Annotated in this window: 14 protein-coding genes; 8 read left to right on the top strand and 6 right to left on the bottom strand. The window is 54.2% G+C overall.

Translation table 11 applies throughout. The features are described from left to right. Positions 1 to 6 precede the first annotated feature (6 nt). On the bottom strand, positions 7 to 432 hold the full coding sequence (locus TA5113_RS11720) for a protein tyrosine phosphatase family protein (RefSeq protein WP_058313954.1): 426 nt from the start codon (positions 430 to 432) through the stop codon (positions 7 to 9). A 314-nt stretch (positions 433 to 746) separates the two neighbouring features. Here TA5113_RS11720 and TA5113_RS11730 point away from each other — a divergent pair, with 314 nt between their 5' ends. Beyond that, positions 747 to 962, top strand: coding sequence for a hypothetical protein (locus TA5113_RS11730; protein ID WP_058313956.1), 216 nt, complete (start codon positions 747 to 749; stop codon positions 960 to 962). Between the two features lie 78 nt (positions 963 to 1,040). Next, complete coding sequence (locus tag TA5113_RS11735; protein WP_131726399.1) at positions 1,041 to 3,119, top strand: enoyl-CoA hydratase-related protein; 2,079 nt, start codon at positions 1,041 to 1,043, stop codon at positions 3,117 to 3,119. On the opposite strand, the gene TA5113_RS11740 is transcribed toward TA5113_RS11735, so the two are convergent. Continuing rightward, positions 3,112 to 3,327 (bottom strand): hypothetical protein, encoded by a 216-nt coding sequence (locus TA5113_RS11740; protein ID WP_181949468.1) that lies wholly within the window; start codon positions 3,325 to 3,327, stop codon positions 3,112 to 3,114. The two genes, TA5113_RS11735 and TA5113_RS11740, sit on opposite strands and share 8 nt — an antisense overlap. 132 nt (positions 3,328 to 3,459) lie before the next feature. Here TA5113_RS11740 and TA5113_RS11745 point away from each other — a divergent pair, with 132 nt between their 5' ends. After that, positions 3,460 to 3,720: a DUF2312 domain-containing protein gene (locus tag TA5113_RS11745; protein ID WP_058313958.1), complete on the top strand. Its 261-nt coding sequence runs from the start codon at positions 3,460 to 3,462 to the stop codon at positions 3,718 to 3,720. Positions 3,721 to 3,775: 55 nt separating this feature from the next. Here TA5113_RS11745 and TA5113_RS11750 read toward each other — a convergent pair whose 3' ends face one another. Further along, the gene (locus TA5113_RS11750; protein ID WP_058316721.1) at positions 3,776 to 4,651 is read right to left on the bottom strand and encodes a hypothetical protein; all 876 of its coding nucleotides are present in this window, start codon (positions 4,649 to 4,651) and stop codon (positions 3,776 to 3,778) included. An 82-nt stretch (positions 4,652 to 4,733) separates the two neighbouring features. On the opposite strand from TA5113_RS11750, the gene TA5113_RS11755 reads away from it, so the two are divergent. Next, the gene (locus TA5113_RS11755; protein WP_058313960.1) at positions 4,734 to 6,392 is read left to right on the top strand and encodes an ABC transporter permease; all 1,659 of its coding nucleotides are present in this window, start codon (positions 4,734 to 4,736) and stop codon (positions 6,390 to 6,392) included. On the opposite strand, the gene TA5113_RS11760 is transcribed toward TA5113_RS11755, so the two are convergent. Then, the gene (locus TA5113_RS11760; protein WP_058313961.1) at positions 6,393 to 7,250 is read right to left on the bottom strand and encodes a branched-chain amino acid aminotransferase; all 858 of its coding nucleotides are present in this window, start codon (positions 7,248 to 7,250) and stop codon (positions 6,393 to 6,395) included. Between the two features lie 98 nt (positions 7,251 to 7,348). Then, positions 7,349 to 8,323: a Hint domain-containing protein gene (locus TA5113_RS11765; RefSeq protein ID WP_058313962.1), complete on the bottom strand. Its 975-nt coding sequence runs from the start codon at positions 8,321 to 8,323 to the stop codon at positions 7,349 to 7,351. Between the two features lie 140 nt (positions 8,324 to 8,463). Here TA5113_RS11765 and TA5113_RS11770 point away from each other — a divergent pair, with 140 nt between their 5' ends. Next, entirely contained in the window at positions 8,464 to 11,406 is a 2,943-nt protein-coding gene (locus tag TA5113_RS11770) for a calcium-binding protein (RefSeq protein ID WP_131726400.1), read from the top strand. Here the strand turns inward: TA5113_RS11770 and epsE are convergent. Next, the gene (gene epsE, locus TA5113_RS11775; RefSeq protein WP_058313964.1) at positions 11,392 to 12,615 is read right to left on the bottom strand and encodes an exopolysaccharide biosynthesis GT4 family glycosyltransferase EpsE; all 1,224 of its coding nucleotides are present in this window, start codon (positions 12,613 to 12,615) and stop codon (positions 11,392 to 11,394) included. The two genes, TA5113_RS11770 and epsE, sit on opposite strands and share 15 nt — an antisense overlap. Before the next feature lie 113 nt (positions 12,616 to 12,728). On the opposite strand from epsE, the gene TA5113_RS11780 reads away from it, so the two are divergent. The 3 genes from TA5113_RS11780 to TA5113_RS11790 all read left to right on the top strand — a co-directional run bounded on the left by TA5113_RS11780 (position 12,729) and on the right by TA5113_RS11790 (position 21,448). Then, a complete protein-coding gene (locus TA5113_RS11780) occupies positions 12,729 to 13,556 on the top strand; it encodes a glycosyltransferase (protein ID WP_245627112.1) in 828 nt (275 codons plus the stop codon). Further along, positions 13,553 to 14,950: an oligosaccharide flippase family protein gene (locus TA5113_RS11785; RefSeq protein WP_082625796.1), complete on the top strand. Its 1,398-nt coding sequence runs from the start codon at positions 13,553 to 13,555 to the stop codon at positions 14,948 to 14,950. The genes TA5113_RS11780 and TA5113_RS11785 overlap by 4 nt, the downstream gene beginning before the upstream one ends. A gap of 99 nt (positions 14,951 to 15,049) precedes the next feature. Then, entirely contained in the window at positions 15,050 to 21,448 is a 6,399-nt protein-coding gene (locus TA5113_RS11790; protein ID WP_058313966.1) for a type I polyketide synthase, read from the top strand. Position 21,449 lies beyond the last annotated feature (1 nt).

The raw sequence follows: 21,449 nt of genomic DNA on the forward strand, positions 1-21,449 counted from the left end.
CTAAATTTAAGACTGTGCGAGCATTTCCAGCTGCGGGCGAAGTTGCTCCAGCTGATAGCCACCTTGAGCGGCCGCGCCGATCAACTGATCTGGGCTGTAGGTGTCGGCATGGCCGAGCATCCACGCCACGGTGCTTCGCGTGCCAGATGCGCAATAAGCCAAGACCCTACCTTCGCTGCTCTCCAGAGTCTGGCGCTGCAAGGACAGTCGATCTGACGTCATTGTGTCATGGGTCAGTGGGTTCGTTACAAACTCCAGCCCTGCGTCCTTTGACGCTTTCTCAAGTTCAGCTGCAAAATGAGAAGGTGGATTTTCAGCGTCGGGGCGGTTGCAAATAATGCATGTGAAACCGGCCGCGGCGATGGCGGGAATGTCCTCCACAGAAATCTGCGGAGACACCGAGTAATTTGGCGTGATATCGCGAATGTCCATGGCCTGTTGATTAAAGCGCTGGGGACGCTCTGTCTAGCGTTGCCGAGATTTTTGGCTGCGGGTTTTGACGGAGATCAAAGACCGAACAAATTCGATGCATTACTGTGCAAACAGGAAGAAATGTTGGTCGTTGGTTCACGCAAAAGCCGCCACAACTTGATTCTGAGCGTAAAGCACGAGCTTTTTGGGGATCTAAGTGAGATTTTGCAAAAAAATTTTCCGTTTTCACAGGGTCTTGTCAAAACGATGCACTTTTTTGACATAACGGCGGTGCGAATCGCGCTACAACTTTGTTGGCTAGGGAGGAACTCGAGATGGAAGTGAAAGAGCTAATCGAACGGGCACGTGGGATTGAGAAAAGCATATCAGATGCTACTGGCGATCTTAGATTCGAGCTTCATGACCAATTGCACCGGACTTTAGAGTTGATCAAACTTAATGGCGGCAAAGTGCCGACTGGTCTTCATCGTTTGGATTTGGATCTGGTGGACGAGGCGGTCGAGGCCTCTTTTGACAACGTCCCTGTCTAAACTGCAGACCACTTGCCAGATGCCCCTATTATCGTTGTAGGGTTATGCCATTAGAAATGGACTTTGGTGGGCAGGACTTTGCGGGAATTGGTAACATGTAAGACCATTGGTTCGGTCTGCCTGATTGAAATGGATGATGGGCGCGACAATCGTTTGTCGCGCTCTTTCTGTATCGCGCTTACTGACGCGCTCAAGGAAGCCTTCGCCGATGATGCGGTGAGACTTGTATTATTGATTGGGAACCGACAAGGCTTTTCAGTGGGGTATGCGCTGGACGAGATCTCCAACGAAACTGCTCAGAACGCTCTATTCGAGTTGGTGGATTCACTGGCAGATGCACCAAAGCCGGTGGTCGCCGCAGTTCGCGGAAACGCGTTTGGTGCTGGCTTTGAAATCGCATTGCTCTGTGCATTTCGTCTCGCGTCTCCGACCGCGCAGTTTGGGTTTCCCGAAGTCGCTTTGTCTTTGCCACCAGGAGCGGGTGCAACCCAGACCTTGCCACGTTTGCTTGGTGCCTCGCCTGCACTCGCTTTATTGCTGGACGGCATAACTGTCTCCCCTGATAGCTTGGGTGCTGTTGTTGATGCAGAAATCAATGGGGATTTCAGATCCGGAGCTTTGAGATTTGCGCAAGCAATGGCCGCCGAGAATCTAGAAGGGGTTGCTATGGCGGATCGCCGTGAGGGGCTAGAGAACCCTATGGCTTTTCAGACGGACCTGATTGCCGCGCGCGAAGCGCGCTCATCCGATCCCTCTGTGTCGCATGATATTATCAAAGCGGTAGAATGTGCGCTGTTATTGCCCTTTCACGCGGGGCTTGCGTTCGAAAGAGAGCAATTTAAGTCGTCGGAGGCGCGCCCGGAGTCGCGCGGCCAAAGACATCTGGAGAGTCAAAGGCGATTGAGACAGCGGGCCAGTCTGAATGCGGGGCTTTCTGGCGATGGACTGGAGCGGATTGGTGTCCTGGGGCAGACAGAAACTGCGTTTGTCATAGCCGCACGGCTGCTTTTGTGCGGCGCCAATGTGACTTTGTTTCACTCAAAGGATGAAGCCGCAGAAGATGTGCGTTTTGATATTTTAGATGCCGCAAGAAGCGAAGCAGAGATTTTTGGGCTGAACCAGACATATGAGCGCCAGGTTGCGGATCAATTAACCCTGTCTGAGCAACTTGAGGACTGTGCTACGGTTGATATGGTGCTCGACTGCTCCGACGATGGGGGCGACGAACGCGAGCGTCGCGCCGTCGCGCTGGCAGGGATCGTGCCAGATCATGCATCGTTTGTGTCAATCACGGATCAGGTTGAGGAACTAGATCTGACGGAGGCCTTTGGGCGTGTTGCCCAATCCGCTACAATTTGGCTACCCAATCCGATGCTCGGACAATCTTGTGAGTTTCATATCAGCCGCACGCCAGACGGGGACTTGAACCCGGTTGCCTTGGTCCAGACGCAGGCTTTGCTCGAACGGTTAAGGCTGTTTGGTGTCAGTGTCTCCCAAACCGCAGGTCTTGCCACAACCGCTCTCTTTCTCTCGTTGCTGGAAGCCGCGGAACAGATCGCAATTGGCGGTAGCGCGATTGACACGATTGATCGCGCATTGCGCGGGTTTGGCGTCCAGCAGGGGCCTTTCGAACTCGCGGATCGAGTCGGGCTTGATAGCATCCGGCTGCTCATGGCGCAGAGCCCAGAAAAGCTACAGGTGAATTTGCCTTTGACATACGCGCTTGCCAAAGCCGGAGAAGTTGGCTTGAGCAGTCAGGCCGGTTTCTATCTCTACGAAGAGGATATGATCGGACGACAAAATCCCGAGGCGAAACTTGAACTGGACGCCCTCCGATCTGATGCGGGCGTCAATGCGAGTGATGAGGTGATCGTGGAGAGATGTTTGGGATCTCTTGCAAACACTGGGGCCATGTTGTTGGCGGAAGGTATTGTGTCCAAACCTGCGGAACTGGATATTCTCGCTGTGGATCACTTAGGCTTTAAGCCGCAAACGGGGGGGCCTTTTCACAGTGCAGACCAACACGGGTTGCTGGGATTGCGGTATCAACTGAGTGCCGGGCGATCAGATCAGCAACCTAATTCCCATTTCATAGATATGATCAAAAATGGCATGAATTTCAACGCTTTAAACGCCGAAGCTGATGGTGTCAGCTGAAGGAAATACCCACCATCACGACCATAAGGCCAATGACAGAGAGGAAAAGCGATCCAAGGTTCAAAGGCATCACTTTTTGAACCGCTGCGCGCAGTTCCTCGTCAGCCAGCTGCTGTTTTTTCAAACGTGCCACACGGATAATGGACAGGATCAAACCTGCGAGACCCACCAGCGAAATCGCGGTGCCGACCCAAATCAACCATTCCATTATGCATCTCTCCCTCAAGATCGTTGCATCGCCTAACGGATTGAGCGCTTATTCGCAAGGCTGATCCGATTGGTGGCTTGCGGCTGATAATGGACGCGATTAGGGTGCGCGACGAAGAAGACAGGAGAGACCATGTCCGACAGCACCGTTGAGGCAAGCTACCGCGTCACCGCGGACGAATTGCGCCAGTTCATCGAACGTTTCGAACGTTTGGAACAGGAAAAGAAAGACATTATGGAACACCAAAAAGAGGTGATGGCCGAAGCCAAAGGGCGCGGCTATGACGTCAAGGTGATGCGCAAGATTATCGCGCTGCGCAAGCGTGACCAGAACGATATCGCCGAAGAAGAGGCTGTTCTGGAAATGTACAAAGAAGCGCTGGGTATGAGCTAAAGCTCTGATCCTTTACAGCACAGCCAAAGCCCCGGTCTGACCGGGGTTTTTTGTTTTAAGGCATTAATAGCTTAATGTTGGGGATCTTCTCGATCTCATAGACATCTTCGTCATACAGTTCGGTCAATGTGTCGACATGCATGTCGGTCCAGCCCGGAAAGTCGATATCTTCTTCCAACAATTCGTCTTTAGCGAATTTTTCCAAGAAGGCCGCGATCACCCGCTTTTGCTGCGCTGGGGTCAAGGCGGGACGTTGAGTCAAATATTCTCGGAAACGCTTGTAACCTTCCTCTTCCATGATCTCTGCCAAAAAATCATGGGTACCGGCGAGTTCAAAATCGGCGTCCACCCCAGCGATTGAACGGACAATATCCTGCCAAATCAACGGGCTGTCTTCGTTGCACCAAACCGTAATGGGAAGCTGCGGAAATAAATTCCTGTAGCGCGCGATCATACCCGACCATCGCAGCTGCATGGGGTCGCTTTCTTCAATAACGGCAATGGGGTCTTCGCCCGGATGCCCTTTGGCGAGGCTTTGCAAGTAGGTCGCTGGATTGCAGATCGCAAAGAACAGCTCCACTTCCGCGCCATCAAAGAGTTTTAGGAAATGGTCCATCCGAAAGGGATACCCAGGATAGAACTGATCATCGCGCACGCTGGCGCGGGGAACGCCGAAAAAAGTGTCTGTTGAAAAGACAACTCGGTTCGGAGTGACATCCCCGCAGACTGCCGTCAGGAACTCTTCGCGCAGCGCATCGTCGCCAGTGCCTTCTTTGAACCGCTGAAGGACGGGCCGCAGATTTTTTCGGTAGCTGGATGGACGAGATACAAAGGTTCCCACTTCAGCCAGTCGCTCTCGGTTTTTGCCAAGGCAAAGCTGTAGGCGGTTCTCATCCGTGTAAGGGGCTCCGCAATGTAAGGCGACCTGCATATAATCTGTTCTTTCTGCGACTTTGGCGCCCAATATAGCTTCGTTTCTGGACAGCGAAACCTGTTTCAGGCAACAGGAGGCTATGAGTGAGACAACGGCACCCACAAAACACGGCCTACGCGGCGTTTTGAAGTTTGATCCCTGGTCCTTTGGGGCAATTTTTATTGCGGCGGTTGTTCTGACACCGATTTTGGCGGTGGCGGTGTTGGCTTTGTTCCCGACCGAGAACATTTGGCCACATCTTATGGCAACGACCTTACCAAGGTATTTGCAGACAACCGTTGTGCTGATGATTTCGGTGGGTGCATTGGCTGCCACGATTGGCACCTGTGCTGCTTGGTTGATCGCGCGATACCAATTCCCGCTCTCGCGTTGGCTGGAATGGCTGTTGCTCTTACCCTTAGCGATCCCTGCCTATGTTGGCGCTTATGCCTTGGTGGATTTCCTTGAATACGCTGGACCAGTTCAGGGCGCTTTGCGCAGTATCTTCGGCTGGCAGACTGCGCGGGATTACTGGTTCCCGGAAATACGGTCCATGGGTGCGGCGATCATTGTGCTGTCGGCTTCGCTCTTTCCATATGTCTACATTCTCGCCCGGGCTGCATTCAGGGAGCAATCGGGTTCTGCTGAAGAAGTGGCGCGTTCGCTCGGGGCTGGGGCCTTTGGGCGATTTTGGAGGGTGGGTCTACCCTTGGCGCGTCCGGCGATTGCCGCGGGAGCCGCCATTGTGATGATGGAGACCGTGAACGATTTCGGTACGGTCGATTATTTTGCAGTTCAGACTCTGACCACAGGCATTTTCAACGTTTGGCTTGAAAGTCATAACGTTGGCGGCGCTGCACAGATTGCGTCGGTCATTTTGGTTCTGGTGATCTTCTTGGTCACGATGGAGAAAATCAGTCGCCGCAAGATCCGTTTCTTCAACCTGTCCAACCGCCACCGCCCCGTGGAGCGTGTTCGGTTGAGCGGCCTACCTGCTGTTGGTGCGAGCCTGGCATGCCTTCTGCCCTTCCTAATTGGCTTTGTGTTGCCATTGTCGGTGATCCTGAGCCACGCTTTCAAGAACCCGGAACGCTGGGGCGATGAAAGCCTTTTGCGCGCGCTGACCAATACTCTGACGGTCGGGGGAATGGCGGCTGTGATCACCGTTCTGGCTGGCGTGTTCCTTGTCTATGGCGTGCGCCTGTCTGGGCGGTCACTGCCAAGACTGCTTTTGCCGGTCACGACGATAGGATACGCCGCGCCGGGTGCGGTACTTGGTGTGGGTATCCTGATCCCGCTCGCGTTTCTGGACCACCGGCTCGCAGAATTCATTGAGAGCTTTACGGACGAACGCGCTCCGCTATTGCTGACTGGATCCGCCTTTGCGCTGGTGTTGGCGTATTGTGTGCGTTTCTTTGCGATCGGGCAGGGGGCTGCCGACGCGGCCATGGGGCGCGTTTCGCCGAGCCTTGAAATGGCCGCTCGGTCATTGGGCCGAACCCGTGCACAAACCTTGCGAGAGATTTATTTCCCGCTTATTCGCGGCTCGACAGGTTCGGCGCTGCTGCTTGTGTTTGTGGATTGCGTAAAAGAATTGCCTGCAACGATGTTGCTGCGTCCTTTCAACTACGAAACGCTCGCGACGCGCGTCCATGATCAGGCGAGTCTGGAAAACCTGGGCGATGCAAGCCCAGGTGCTGTGTTGATTGTCTTGGTTGGATTGTTGGCGGTGCTCTTGCTGGCACGCGCCAACCGATAATCAATCGCTAAGTGCGAAGTCCCAATAGAGGTCACGCGCTCGTTGCGTGATCGGGCCTGTTCCGAGCATGCGGTCTTGGAACCGTTCGACAGGCATAACTTTCGCAATGTTTCCGGTGCAGAAGATCTCATCCGCGGTTTCAAAATCCGCCACGGTCATTTTCACTTCATTCACCTCAACACCGTCGGCGCGCAACAGCGCGATGACGCGTTGGCGCGTCAGACCATTGAGGAAACAACCGTTTGGCACGGGTGTGAACACCACACCATCTTTGATGGCAAAAACGTTGGTCGATGCGGTTTCGGCCACGTTGCCGTCAATGTCCAATGACAAGGCGTTGGAGAACCCACGCGCCCGAGCCCAAGCCATGATGCGGCCGTTATTGGCGTAAAGAGAACCTGCCTTAGCCTCGGTCAACGCCATGTCTTGGCGAGGGCGGCAGAAGGGTGCCACGGTCAGAGAAAAACCCTGTGGCTTTGGCATTGGCAATGTTTCAATGCAGACCGAGAAAGCGGTGCTTTCAGGGTCGATGTCGATGATGCCAGGCGTGCTTTCTGTGGCCCACATCATGGGGCGAATATAAAGCTCGGCATCATCCGCGTATGTCGCGACGCCTTCTTTGACGATTTCAAGAATCTCGTCTCCGGTGACATTCGGGATCATCCCCATCGCCTCAGCAGAGCGCACCAAACGATGACAATGTCCTTTTAGGTCTGGCATCACACCTTGAAACTTACGCGCGCCGTCAAACACCTGTGACCCAAGCCATGCCACATGGTCGGCCGCGCGGATCACCGCGACGTTACCGTCCTGCCAAGTGCCATCAAAATAAGTGCGAATATCGTCGCTCAGGGCCATTATAGCCTCCCAAAATTTCTCCCACGGACGCAGGGTAAACAATGGGTTTTGGTGCACTGCAAGTAACAAATGCACAGAGTAATTTTATTGCGCGGCGATCAGCGGAGGTTGCGTAAAGGTTGCCGATTTTGACCGTGGCGCGCAACCAAGCGCTTCTGACTTTTGGAGTTTGGAATCAAGGTCGCTGGCGTTGCGGTGTTCATCTCTGCCAGCTCTGGGAAAAGAATCTTCAGCTCTTCCAATTGCTCCGGCGCCAGCGTTTTCATCGCTTCATCGCCGGTCAGCAGGCTTTCCGCAGGCGCGCCTTCTGCAAAGATCACCTCGTGGTTTTCCATCAGAAGGTGGTGGTAAGAAACCGATGTTACGGAGTGGTCAATAAAGATGCCGGGCAAATCGGTTAGCTTGATCGCTGAGATAAACACCTCAGCTTTGCCAAACATGCGTTCGGCGATTTTTGAACTCACCAGCATGCGGTGTTGGCGAGACACGAGCAGGTCACGTTTTGGCAGCCCGCCGCCCAAAGAGCCTGCAGAGATCCTGACAGGGTAGAGCTTGTCATTGGCCTGTAATTGTTCGGCATCGAGACGGCGGCCCATGTTGAGCACAAGTTTTTTGGCTTCACCATCTTGGGTGAGCAGGAGGTCACCCGCGACCAGATCTTCGACCAAGCGCGGACCATTGTCGGTTTCGATCATGGTTCCCGAAGCAAAACAAACCACATCGTCATAAGCCCAACCGACCGTGTGGCTTTGGTAGGAGCCAAGCGTTGCCCCGACGGTGAATTCAGAGTCAGGCAGCGGCGCAAAATACCAACCGCCGTCAGCGGTGTAGAAGAAGTTAAAGGTTTCTACGTGAGAGTTGCCATCAACATCAGTGAAACTGACTTGAATCGAATACGGCTGACCACCGGTCGCGTTGAACGCGCCGCCATCAATAGAAACTTGCTCGTCGCTGTCGCTAGAGCCGCCAGCGTTTGCGTCGTTATCACTGTAGGTGGCTTCATAAGACGTATTGTACGTTGCATTGTAATACGTACCGGTCCAGCGGAAGACTTCAAAAGTATAATCGGGCATGCTCTTGCCTCATGGTCATTTATTTTGGCGCATCGACCAATTTGCCTAGATAATACGGATCCCGGCAATTTTGATCAAGAAAATCATAGGATTGTGTGGAAAACGCGTTAACTTCAGCGAAAGAGTTTCAGGAGGCAAAATTGTTAGGTCAAATTTGTAATCGGATCCTCCGGGCAGGGGTCTGTCGGTCAAAGCTGCGCCGTTGGAGCGGCCTTATCGCGCGCCGTGTTGTGATGCCTGTTGTTCTCAGCGCAAGTGTGACGCATGCCGTTTGGGCGCAAGAAGGAATGCTTGGCGAGAAAGTGTATGTTTTTGGCAATAGCCTGATCAATCACGTCTCTGATAGCGAAAAAACAACAGTGCCATACTGGCTTGGCGTTCTTGCGAAGAACAATGGCCAACCTTTTGCATTGGATGGACAATTTGGCTTTTTGCGGAATTTTCATAAGGAGTTGCCGCCCACTGCGAATTGGGGATTTTCATCGGTGGAGTCTGCGTGGACCCGTAGCTACCGAAACTTTGAGGATGTCGGCTATGATACCTTCCTGCTGAATTCCGCCAATTTCATTCAGTACCAATCGGCGGACCGGCCTTATGACGGAGATAATCCGGATGGGTCGTCCCCACTTTCGGCGACCGTCGCGCTCTTGGCGCAAATAGGCCAAGGAAAGCGAGTCATACTCTACGAAGGTTGGGCTGAGATGGCGCCTTATCTGCGCAGTTTTCCGCCAAACAAGCGGCGTTTGCGACGCTACCACGATTACAACATCGCCGAGTTTCACGATTGGCATGTTGATTTTGTAGCACAAGTGCAGGCTGCGCTTCCTGAACAAGACGTGGTCCTATTGCCTGTGGCTCGGATCCTGTCGCGGGCGTTTCAGGAAACCGGAATGGAAGATATCCCGGTTACGGATTTATATTCTGATGACGCGCCCCATGGCACAGCGTCGCTTTACTTCCTGGCATCTATCCCAACCTATTTTGCTTTGTTCGGAGAAATGCCGAATGCGGATCAGGTGCCAACAGATGTGCATCCGCTGATTGGCCCCAATTTCGATGATTTTGTCCGCATTATCCGTGAGGAAATGCCAGAACAGCCCGAGCAAAAGGCGCAAATTCACGAGCGAGTCGAACCTGAAACAACTGCGACGACGCCTGCAATTGAGCCGTTAAAGACTGCAAAAGCACAAATCGGCGTTCCTGCGCTTGGGTATGGCCTGAATGGCATTGCGGACTGGAGCACGCAAATGCCTTTTGTGGATGTCATGAAGTCTGCGCGGCAATGGGTCGGGCACTTGCCGGGGCAATTTGGTGGTTGGGGAGAGCCGGAATTGCGTGACGGTGGCTATCTGGATGAAAACGGGTGGCCCAAAAAGATCCCGGATGAAGTGACAAAACTCGAAACCTACATGATGACCGACTTTCCAGAGGAGGCGGTTCAGCATGCTGGCGTTTATCGCATGACCTATGAGGGGCAGGGTGAGGTTGCGATTGTGGGGCGCGCGCGGGCGCTGCGGTATGATGAGGGTGAAATCTGGTTCCGGTTTGCGCCGGGCGATGGGTTGCTTGGCTTAGCCATCAGCGAAACGGATCCAGAGGGCACCGGGGATTACATCCGCAATGTCGCAGTGGTGCGGGAGGATCAGATCCCACTGTTCGAAGCGGGTGTGGTCTTTAACCCAGAGTGGCTAACCGCCATCCAAGACGCGCGTCTTTTGCGGTTTATGGATTGGATGATCACCAATAGCTCTCCGGTAGAAACATGGGCTGATCGGGCGCAGGTGGGCGACTATACATATGCCAGCAAAGGAGTGCCGCTAGAGGTCATCCTTGATCTGGTGAACCAAGTGGGGGCAGATCCCTGGATCAACGTGCCCCACATGGCTGATGACGACTACGTGCGCAGTTTTGCTGAAATGGTTCATGACAGATTGCGACCGGGACTTGTTGCCCATGTCGAGTATTCAAACGAAGTGTGGAATTTCATTACGCCCCAATCCCATTGGGCCGCGGCACAAGCAGAGGCGCTGTGGGGTGATAACGCATCAGGTGATGCGTGGATGCAGTTCTACGGGTTTCGTGCGGCTCAGGTCATGCAGATCATCGGCGACGCATTTGGCGGGGATATGCATCGGCTCAAGCGCGTGATTGCGACCCACACGGATTGGCCGGGTCTTGAACAGGGCATGCTTGATGCGCCAATGGCAGTTGAGCGCGGATCTCAGCGCCCCGGCGACCTCTTTGACGCTTACGCGGTGACGGGGTATTTCGGCTATCCCTTCGATGAGGACGGTATGGGAGAGCAGGTCCTCGCTTGGATTGCGGAGAGTCAGGAAGCCGGTGTAGGGTACCAAGGGGCGTTCGCCAAAATGACGGCACATCTACGCGAACACAGCCTGAAAGAGTTGATCGAAACCAATTGGCGTTATCAAGCAGATACAGCTCAGAAAAATGGGTTTGATTTGATGATGTATGAGGGTGGCACCCATGTCGTGGGTTTGGGGGAATGGACCAACAACCAAACCATTACCGACTTTTTGCTGGCGTATAATTACTCCCCAGAAATGGCCGATATTTATCGAACCTTGCTTGCAGGTTGGGATGCGGTCGGCGGACAAGTGTTCAATGCGTTTGTTGACGTTGGCCGTCCAAGCCAATGGGGCAGCTGGGGGGCTTTGCGCCACCTAGGTGACGAGAACCCAAGAGCCGATTTTCTGGCGGCCTACAATGCGGCTGGCCCCGCATGGCAGGATGATCGCGGCGCTGATGTCTTTGCTCAAGGTGTGTTCGCCGAAGGCAGCGCAGGCTCCGACAAAATTCAAGGAAGTGTTTACGCCGACGTATTGATGGGTTTGGCGGGGGACGACGACTTCGCGCCGGGAATTGGCAAAGACCATATCCACGGGGGGGACGGCAACGATCACGTCGTTCTTGAAGGATTCTTGGAGGACTTTCGTTTCTCTCAGAAAAACGCGCGTGTGATTGCGCGTTCAGAGAAAAGCGAGGTGCATCTTTATAGCGTTGAAACGATTGAATTCTCTCAATTGCCAGATGTGATCATCGCCACGTCAGATCTGTTTTGAAATCGTCAAATCCAGTGACTCTCGCGCGATAAGCTCGGCACCTTTTTTACAGTCAAACCGGTCCAAAACCCGTGCGCGCCCAGCTTTGCCAAGCCGCATTGCGTCCTCTGCATTATTGGAGAGAAGTTGGATTGCCGCCGCAAGGTCCGTGGGGGATTTCGGCTTTGTCATGACGCCGTCCACCCCATGGCGGATTAACTCCGGCACACCACCTGCGTCTGTTCCAATTGTGGGCACCTCACACGCCATAGCCTCCATATAGGCGACACCAAGCGGTTCATGCCAAGAGGCGAGCGCAAAGATATGCGCTTCTAGAAGGTGGCGTCTGACATCCTCTGCGCTGATCGCACCAAGCAGTTTGACTGACGTCCCGATGTCGAGATCGGCGATCTTTTCTTCAAGAACGCGCCGATAGCCATGGCCGCCGTCATCATCCTCTCCGGCGATATTGAGACGTGCATCGATGCCCTGATCTCGCAACTGTTTCACCGCGTCGATCAAGTCCTGATGGCCCTTAACGATGTTCAAACGGCCACAAGAGAATAACTGCAGCGGACCACCTGAGTGATAGGGCATGTAAGGAACCCCATCGCGGCTTAACACGCTGACATCTACGCCCATGGGTTGGATGAAGACCTTTTCCGGAAGATCATCGCCTAATTGTTCGGGCAACAAAGCGTTGAGCTTCTCAGTGATCACAGTTGCAAATTTCGCGTGCCGCCATTTTAGCTTTTGACCAACACCGTAGTCCGACATCGGTCCGTGCAACGTGACACTGTATGACGGGCCGCCCATGCGATTTGCCAGCATCGCGACAAGTGCAGCGCGACCACAGGAATGTACGTGGACATGGGACACACCGTGTTGTGCACAGGATTTCTTTAACAGCTGCGCGGCGCCGGTTGTTACCGCCAAATCCTTGCCCAATGTCTTGCCTTCGCGCAGGACATCTTTGGCGTAGACAGTTGGCGAAACCGACAAGGCTGTGCGCGCCGCTGCAGCGCCGTCCACAACGCCAAGATACTCTGTCCGCGCAATGGCCTCGACAGACCATTTATGGGAAATCAAACCGGGAGGCGGCCGCCGTGTGCTAAACAACACGACCTCGATGCCCATCCGCTCAAGGGCCAAAATTTCGCGCCAAAAGAAAATGTGGGTCTGGCCCGGAAATTCGGGTATCAAATACCCAATCTTTGGGGATTGTGTCACAGCGCCGCTCGATCGTTTGTTTATTGTGCTTTGCAATAGATGCTTGGTCTTGAGTTAGCATATTTGGCACAATAAACCGAGCATAAAGACGCCAAAAAATGGCAGGGCAGAATTTGACTACAAGCATTATCATACCGGCAAATAACGAGGCGATCTGGATTTCCGCTTGCCTTGAGGCCGTGCTGGCGTCTGAACGATTAGAGCAGGCTGAAATCCTTGTGGTTGCCAATGGTTGCACCGACAATACCGTTGATATTGCAGAGCGTTACGTCAAATTGGCGGAAGCCAAGAAGTGGTCCATGCGCGTCTTTGATTTGCAGATTGGAGACAAGCTTCATGCGCTCAATGTTGGTGATCGGCATGCGACTGGTGATGTGCGTATCTACTTGGACGCGGATGTTCAGGTGTCAAACCGTGTTTTGCATCAGATCGAACGGGCCTTGGATCGCGAAGAAGCGGGTTGGGCAAGTGGCAAGTTGCGCATGGCAGCTGCGAGCCGCGTCAGCCGCGCCTACGGTCGGTTTTGGTCGCGCGTGCCGTTTATGGCGAAATCTGTCCCTGGTTCTGGCTTGTTTGCCGTCAACAAAGCGGGGCGCGAGCGCTGGGGCGACTTTCCCAACATCATTTCAGACGACATGTATGTCCGGCTGCTGTTTAAACCGCGCGAGCGATATGGGGTGCCGGGCACCTACGTATGGCCGATTGCAGAAGGCTGGCGCAATTTGATCAAAGTGCGCCGCCGTCAAAACAAAGGTGTCGAGCAAATCGCCGAGCGCTATGGGCATTTGCTCAAGAACGAAGACAAAGGTGCGTTTGACAGGAAGCAGATCGCCTCTGTTGCTTTGGCCTACCCGATTGGGTTCTTTGTCTATGCGACGGTATCGTTGATTGTGCGCTTCACAAAAGACCAATCTGGCGAGGCATGGAGCCGCGGTAGATGACGGATAAAGACGCAAACAGTCCCAGCGCCGGACGACTTAGAAATCTGATGCAGGGTCAAGGGCTTGCAGCCAAAGCGATGCGCGGTGGTGCGCTGACGCTTATCGGTTTTGGCGGTAGTCAGTTGCTTCGTCTTGCGTCGAATTTGATACTAACGCGCATCTTGTTTCCGGAAGCCTTCGGTTTGATGGCTCTGGTTTATGTTTTCATGCAAGGTCTGAACAACTTCTCAGATGTTGGCGTGACGCCAGCGATTATGCAAAGCAAGCGTGGGGATGACCCAGATTTCCTGAACACCGCTTGGACGATGCAAATCATCCGTGGCTTTACCCTGTGGATGGTGACTTTCATTATTGCGGCCCCAGCGGCGCAGTTTTTTGACGCGCCACTTCTTGAGCAACTTCTACCAGCGATTGGCATCACGCTTTTCATCGCGGGGTTCAATCCCACGCGGCTAGATACTGCGAACCGTCATCTCAACTTCGGCCTTCTCACGGTGATCGAATTGGTGACGCAAGTGATTGCACTGATTATTGCTGTGATTGCAGCGTTGATCTTAGAAAGCGTCTGGGCCTTGGTGATCAGCGGGATCGTTAGCACGTTTCTCAACCTGATCATGCTCACTGTGCTGCTTCCAGGTGCGCACAACCATTTGCGCTGGGAAAAACCGGCCGTGGGCGAGTTGTTTAACTTCGGAAAATGGGTGTTTCTCAGCACCGCTGCGGGTTTCTTTTTGAGCCAAGGTGACAAGATTATTCTTGGTCGTTTCCTCTCGATCGAGATCCTGGGGATTTACAATATCGGCTTCTTTTTGGCGAGTTTCCCGCTTTTGTTGGGGGGCATGGTGATCCGCCGGATTTTGATCCCTATTTACCGGGAAAAACCGCCCAAAGAGTCCCGAGACAATTACCTTAAGCTTCGGAAGATGCGCTTTTTATTGTCCACGGGTCTCATGGTGCCATTAGGCGTGCTTGCGCTGTTGTCTGGTTGGCTGATCGAGTTTCTCTATGACCCACGTTACGCGCTAGCTGGCGGTATTCTCCTTTTTGTTGCCTGTGCGCAGCTGCCGCAACTGATCGTTTTGACTTACGATCAAGCGGCGCTCGCAAGTGGGGATTCCCAGCGTTTCTTTATTTTAAGCTTCTGCCGCATGGTCTGCCTCATTACAGGGCTTTTGGTCGGTGTCATGACCTTTGGCCTGCCGGGTGCTCTTATGGGGCAAGGCATTGGAATGATTGTGGTTTATCCTGTCGTGGTCTGGCTTGCGCGCCATCAGGGCGTTTGGGACCCGCTGCACGATCTAACTTTTGCTGCCGTCGGAGTGATCATTTTGCTGCTCGCGCTTTGGGTTAATGCGTCGTTTGTAAACGATTTATTCGCCCTAAATTCGCCTTGATCTTACCAAGTTGACGCTTGGTTTGCGGGCTACTTAGACGCCAATGGACTGGCTTGTGCACAAAAATGCCGGTCTGAGGCATCGATGATCGAGTGAACTATGGCTGAAAAACCAGCGTCCGCGTTTTGGACTGAGAACGATATTGCGATAGTCGGTATGGCGGCCCATTTGCCGGGCTCCGCCACCCTTGATCAATATTGGGCAAACCTGCGCGATGGTGTGGAATGTATTACGCCACTTAGCGAAGAAGAACTGCTCGATGCAGGCGAAAGCTCTGTGCGCTTGAAGCACAAGAACTATGTGAAATCCGCAGCGATTCTGAAGGACTTTGAGAAGTTTGACGCCGAGTTCTTTGGCCTTAGCCCCAAAGAAGCGGCCATTATGGACCCGCAACACCGCCAGTTTCTTGAGGTGAGTTGGGAAGCGTTGGAAAATGCCAACCATGTGCCAGAGAATTTTGCTGGTGACATCGGCGTTTTCGGTGGCTGCGGGATGGGCAGCTATTTCTATTTCAACCTCTGCTCAAACCGCGATCTGGTGGACAGCACCGGCATGTTCTTGTTGCGCCATACGGGAAATGACAAAGATTTCCTATCCACACGGCTAAGCCATATTCTGGACCTTAAGGGCCCAAGCATGTCCGTTCAGACGGCATGTTCCACGTCTTTGGTGGCCACCCATTACGCGTGTCAGTCGCTGTTGAATGGCGAATGTGACATGGCATTGGCTGGCGGCGTGACCATCGAACTGCCCCATAAACGCGGCTACATTTTTGAAGAGGGCGAGATATTATCGCCTGATGGTCACTGTCACGCTTTTGATCACCGCGCACAAGGCACGGTGTTTGGCAGCGGGGCAGGCGTCGTAGTTCTGCGCCGCATGCAGGACGCATTGGCCGATGGAGATCACATCTGGGCGGTGATCCGGGGATCTGCGGTGAACAATGACGGCTCTGATAAGGCCGGCTACTTAGCGCCTTCCGTCGACGGCCAAGCAGCAGCAATCATGGATGCGTTGGAAATTTCTGACGTGCCCGCGGATACGGTCGACTATGTAGAGTGCCACGGAACTGGCACCTATCTGGGGGATCCTATTGAGATTGCAGCCCTGACCGAAGCCTTTCGTGAAACAACGGATGAAGCGGGGTTCTGCCGGGTCGGTTCCGTGAAGACCAACATTGGCCATCTGGACACGGCTGCGGGTGCGGCCAGCCTGATCAAAGCATCAATGGCGTTGAAGAACGCGCAAATGCCGCCAAGCCTTGGCTTTGAAAAGCCAAATCCCACAATCGATTTCGAAACCAGCCCGTTCCGGGTGAACAACCAGCTACAGGATTGGACTTCCCACAAAGGCCCGCGCCGGGCAGGGGTGAACTCGCTTGGTGTCGGGGGTACGAATGCTCATGTGGTTTTGGAAGAGGCCCAGCCGCTTCCCGCATCGGAAGAGAGCGATTGGCCGTTCCAATTGCTGACCATTTCCGGGCGCACAAACAAAGCCTTAGACGCAAATGCTGCGGCGTTGGCGGCGCATCTGCGTGCCCATCCAGAACAAAATCTCGCTGATGTGGCCTATACGCTGCAAAAGGGGCGTCGTGCCTTTGAAAAACGCCGGGTTGTGGTTGCCAGCAGCCACGAAGAGGCGGCCGATCTATTGGAAGCAAAAGACCAACGCCGGGTGTTCAGTCATACGGCGGAAGTTCAAGATCCAGACGTCGTTTTTATGTTCCCCGGAGGCGGTGCGCAGCATGTGAATATGGCGCGTGATCTCTATGAGACCGAGCCGGTTTTCCAAGAGTGGATGGATCAGGGGCTCGCAATCCTAGGTCAGAAATCTGAGATAGATGCCCGGGCGCTATGGCTCGCCGACGGGATTGATGAAGCCGCAGCACACCGAGAGCTGTTGCGCCCATCGGTGCAATTGCCTTTGATCATGATCACGGAATATGCGCTGGCGCAGCTTCTAAAAAGCTGGGGCGTTGAACCAGCCGCATTGGTCGGTCATTCCATGGGCGAAAACACAGCCGCTTGTTTGGCTGGGGTCATGTCTTTTGAGGACTGTATCGGTCTTGTCTTGTTGCGCGGCCAGTTGTTTGAAACGGTGCCCGCCGGGGGCATGCTGTCTGTGCCGTTGTCCCGTGGTGCGCTGGAGCCGATGTTAGGCGATGATCTTGATATTGCGGGAGAAAACGCGACGGATCTGACTGTTGTGTCGGGGCCAGATGCCGCGCTTGATGCATTGGCTGCAAAGCTTTCTGAACAAGAGATCGAAGCGCAGCGTATTGCCATCAATATTGCGGCACATTCGCGGATGTTGGAGCCGATTCTTGAGCGGTTTGGTGACTACCTCCGTTTGATCACGCTGAACGCGCCAAGCTTGCCCATTATTTCTAACCGCACCGGTGAGCCGCTGACGGATCAACAAGCAATGGACCCAGACTATTGGGTGCAGCATCTGCGCGGGACTGTCCGGTTCGCCGATTGCATTGGTGCATTGGCAGAGGTGCCTGGCCGCATTTTCTTAGAAGTCGGGCCCGGCAAGGCGCTTAGCTCATTGGCGGGCATGCATCCGTCCGTGGGGCAGGGCAAAGCCATCTCTTCCCTGCGTCATCCAGACCAAGAGATTGAGGATGACCTGTATTTTATGTCTGTTTTAGGCCGCCTTTGGGCGAATGGAGCAGAGTTTGATTGGTCCCAAATCTGGGGAGATGCGCGTCGCAATCGGGTGATCCTTCCGTCTTACCAGTTCCAGCGCACGTCTTATTTTATCGAACCCGACACACGCCATATTCCAGAGGCAGAGGAGCTGCTGCGCACCGAAGATCGGACCCAATGGGGCTATCGTCCTGTCTGGACGCCGAAATTTGCAGAATATGATGTGGATGCGCTGGCGGATCTGTCGCTGACAGAGCCGCAGTCTTGGTTGATTTTTGTGGATGAGGACGGCCTTGGTCGTGACCTTTCAAGAACGCTTCGCGAAGCCGGCCATTCGGTGGTCGAAGTCGCGCCGGGCGACGCATTTGGCAAGCTAACTGACACGCAATATGTGATTTCGCCAGAACGTGGCCGAGAGGGTTACGATCAGCTGCTCAAAGACTTGATCGCCAATGGTCAAGCGCCCAACCGCATTCTGCATATGTGGCTTCTGACCAGCAAAGAAAGCTTCCGTCCGGGCAGCAGTTTCTTCCACCGCAATCTGGAACAGGGCTTCCATTCACTGATGTTCTTAGGCCAAGCGGTGATTGACGAAAATCTGCCGCAACCTGTGCATATGACCTGCGTTACCAATGGGGCCGCTTCTGTGGGTCAAGACCCGCTGACCTATCCAGAAAAAGCAACCATTCGTGGCCCGCTTGGCGTGATCCCACGCGAGGTGCCGGGCATGACATGTGCCAGCATCGATGTGGAGCTTGGCGCGGCTTTGGCGGGGCACTTGCTCGAAGACCTGATCGCGCCGCCGCGCAGTTTCCAAGCGGCGTATCGTGACGGCAAACGCTTTGAATTATCTCAGAAATCCAACGCATTCGCTCCAGAAAAAGTGATCGCTTGGGAGAAGGGAAAGACCTACCTGATTACCGGAGGTTTTGGCGGGATCGGTGTTACGGTCGCGCGCGATATGCTGAGTGCCGGGGCCAATGTGGCCTTACTCAGTCGCTCGGAACTGCCTGATCGCAGCGAATGGTTAAAAATCACTGCCTTCAGCGGGCGCTCTGACAAACTTGCGAAGAAAATCGCGATTGTCCAAGAGCTTGAACAGCTTAAAGGGCGGCTTGAGATTGTGACCGGTGACGTGTGCAATCTGGTCGAGATGCAGGCCGCGGTTCAGCATGTGCGCGACACGTTCGGCGGTTTGCATGGGGTGATTCATGCGGCCGGTGCCATTGATGATGGCCCTCTGCTTGCGAAGACCTCTGCACAGGTGGAAGAAGTGCTTGCACCAAAGACCCATGGCACGATGATTGTGGATCAGATCTTTGCCGATGGCGAATTGGACTTCTTGGCGCTGTTTTCTTCCACATCCACCGTGCTTGCCCCAGTGGGTCAGGTAGATTACGTGGCCGCGAACGCATTCCTGAATGCCTATGCGGATAGTCGGAAGGGTGATCAAACCAAAGTCACGGCAGTGAATTGGGGTATCTGGTCTGACGTAGGTATGGCCGTCGACAACGTGTCGGATCGTACCGCGCCAGCAGGACCTGCTGAACCACGAGACATCGACGCCGCTGCTCTACAGCAGGTGGTCATTGAAGATGACGGAACCATTGTTTTCTCAATGGCGCTCTCTTCGGCCACGTCATGGATGCTAGACCAGCACCGAACTAAGGCGGGCGAGGCGATCTTCCCCGGCACGGGCTATCTCGAACTCATTGCGGAAGCGATGCAAACGCTGGATGAGACCGCTGCTTATGAGGTGCGCGAGCTGACATTCTTGCGCGCGCTTCATGTTGACGATGGTGCGACAAAGACCGTGCAATTGAAACTGCGCCCGGATGAAGTTGGCTACCGATTTGAGCTCTTGTCTGACTACAAGGATGCCTTCGTGCGCCACGCAGAAGGTCATGTGTCCATGGTGGCGTTGCCAGCGCCACAAGCCTTTGATCTGGAAGAGATTAAGTCGCGCATGCCAGAGCCTGTACTGGCGGAAAAAGATGCGCATATCACCAGCCAACAAGAGGCTCATTTGAACTTTGGCCCGCATTGGAACGTGCTGAAATCAGTCGCTTTGGGGCAGGGCGAAGGGGTAGCAGAATTGTCCCTGTCAGAGGGTTTGATTGCAGAAGCCCAATCCGTGCCGTTACATCCGGGCCTTTTGGACCTTGGCACCGGCTGGGCCATGGAGTTGATCGAGGGCTATGAAGCCAAGAACCTCTGGGTGCCTGTAAATTATTCAGCGTTGCGCCACTACGGACAGCTGCCGAGCCAGATTGTAAGCTGGGTCAAAGCCGTCCGCGGCTCATCAGAAGAGGGCAGCGCGAGCTTTGATGTCGTATTGGCCGACACGGACGGCAATGTGTGTGTTGAAGTGGACGGATTGTCGATCCGTCGTCTTGATAGCGCCTTTACCGTTCAAAGCTTGCCGCGCCCAAGTGAAGCCGAATTGGTGCGCAGCGTTGATCCGCAAGCGCCGGTGCTCTCCGCCGCAGAGCAGCGTCTGCAACACAACCTTTCTCAGGGTATCCCATCCAAAGATGGGGCGCTCGCGTTGCGTCGTGCGTTGGGGACAGGTCTCTCTAACGTGATTGTAAGCTCTTTGGAACTCGATGGGCTGAAACGACAGATCGCGCAGCAATCTATCGCGCAAGATACGGATACCCAAGGATTTGAGCGCCCCGATCTGGACAATGACTTTGTCGCGCCACGCAACGATGTCGAACGCACCCTAACCGGATTCTGGCAGGATCTGTTGGGCATCGAAGAGCTTGGCGTGCAAGATAACTTCTTTGACCTTGGTGGTCACTCTTTGATCGCTGTGCGCCTGTTTGCGATGGTCAAAAAGGCTTACCGGATCGAGTTCCCGATCTCGATCCTGTTCGAAGCGCCAACCATTGAGAAATGCGCGGAGCTGATCATTGAGCGAATTGGGGATCAAACGGCTGACTCCGGTGACCAACCCGCGCAATCAGAGGCCATCGCGCCGGAAAGCCGATACACCCACATCGTGCCGATGCATCAGGCGGGGAACAGCCAGAAAGCGCCGTTCTTCTTGGTGGCTGGCATGTATGGCAACGTATTGAACCTGCGCCATCTGGCGCATTTGATCGGCGCGGATCGACCGTTTTATGGCCTGCAAGCGCGAGGCCTTTTTGGGGACGTTGCGCCCCATGATGACATCGAAGAAGCCGCGCGAGATTACTTGATCGAGCTGCGATCCGTGCAACCCCATGGGCCTTACATGCTGGGTGGTTTCTCGGGTGGTGGTTTGACGGCCTATGAGATGGCGCGTCAGCTCAAAGCAGTTGGCGAAGAAGTTTCTTTGGTCGTGATGCTGGATACGCCACTTCCGGTACGTCGCGCACTGACCTTCCAAGATCGCATTAAAATTCAATGGCTTGATCTAAAGAAGGGCGGGGCCGGCTATATCTTCAAATGGGCCAAGAACCGCATTCTTTGGGAGTTTACAAAACGTCGCAAAGCGGAAGCGACTGAGGATGACGGCGCGCAGTTCCACAATGCAGAAATTGAAGCGGCCTTTTATCGGGCGCTGCCTAAGTATGACGTTCAACTATGGGAAGGCCGCGTGGCGCTCTATCGCCCGCCACTCGTTGGCAAATGGCAAGTGGCCAAGGATCGCTGGGTGAACTCAGAACGGACCTACGTTCTGCATGATAATGATTGGGGGCAGTTTGCCTCAGACCTGCATGTGACCGAGGTACCGGGCGACCATGACAGTATGGTGCTAGAGCCAAACGTGCGCGTTCTGGCGGCCCATATCCGCAAAGAAATCCAAAAGGCAGAGCGCGGGAACGCGGTGATCTTGCCGTTCAGACGAGCGGCGGAGTGAG

It is taken from the genome of Cognatishimia activa (genome assembly GCF_001458335.1).
In the GTDB taxonomy this organism is placed as follows: domain Bacteria; phylum Pseudomonadota; class Alphaproteobacteria; order Rhodobacterales; family Rhodobacteraceae; genus Cognatishimia; species Cognatishimia activa.

Coding starts and splice junctions, on each gene's coding strand:
- TA5113_RS11790 (WP_058313966.1), top strand. CDS start 15,050: ATGGCTGAAAAACCAGCGTCCGCGTTTTGGACTGAGAACGATATTGCG.
- TA5113_RS11755 (WP_058313960.1), top strand. CDS start 4,734: ATGAGTGAGACAACGGCACCCACAAAACACGGCCTACGCGGCGTTTTG.
- TA5113_RS11760 (WP_058313961.1), bottom strand. CDS start 7,250: ATGGCCCTGAGCGACGATATTCGCACTTATTTTGATGGCACTTGGCAG.
- TA5113_RS11720 (WP_058313954.1), bottom strand. CDS start 432: ATGGACATTCGCGATATCACGCCAAATTACTCGGTGTCTCCGCAGATT.
- TA5113_RS11785 (WP_082625796.1), top strand. CDS start 13,553: ATGACGGATAAAGACGCAAACAGTCCCAGCGCCGGACGACTTAGAAAT.
- TA5113_RS11730 (WP_058313956.1), top strand. CDS start 747: ATGGAAGTGAAAGAGCTAATCGAACGGGCACGTGGGATTGAGAAAAGC.
- TA5113_RS11740 (WP_181949468.1), bottom strand. CDS start 3,327: ATGGAATGGTTGATTTGGGTCGGCACCGCGATTTCGCTGGTGGGTCTC.
- TA5113_RS11765 (WP_058313962.1), bottom strand. CDS start 8,323: ATGCCCGATTATACTTTTGAAGTCTTCCGCTGGACCGGTACGTATTAC.
- TA5113_RS11745 (WP_058313958.1), top strand. CDS start 3,460: ATGTCCGACAGCACCGTTGAGGCAAGCTACCGCGTCACCGCGGACGAA.
- TA5113_RS11750 (WP_058316721.1), bottom strand. CDS start 4,651: ATGCAGGTCGCCTTACATTGCGGAGCCCCTTACACGGATGAGAACCGC.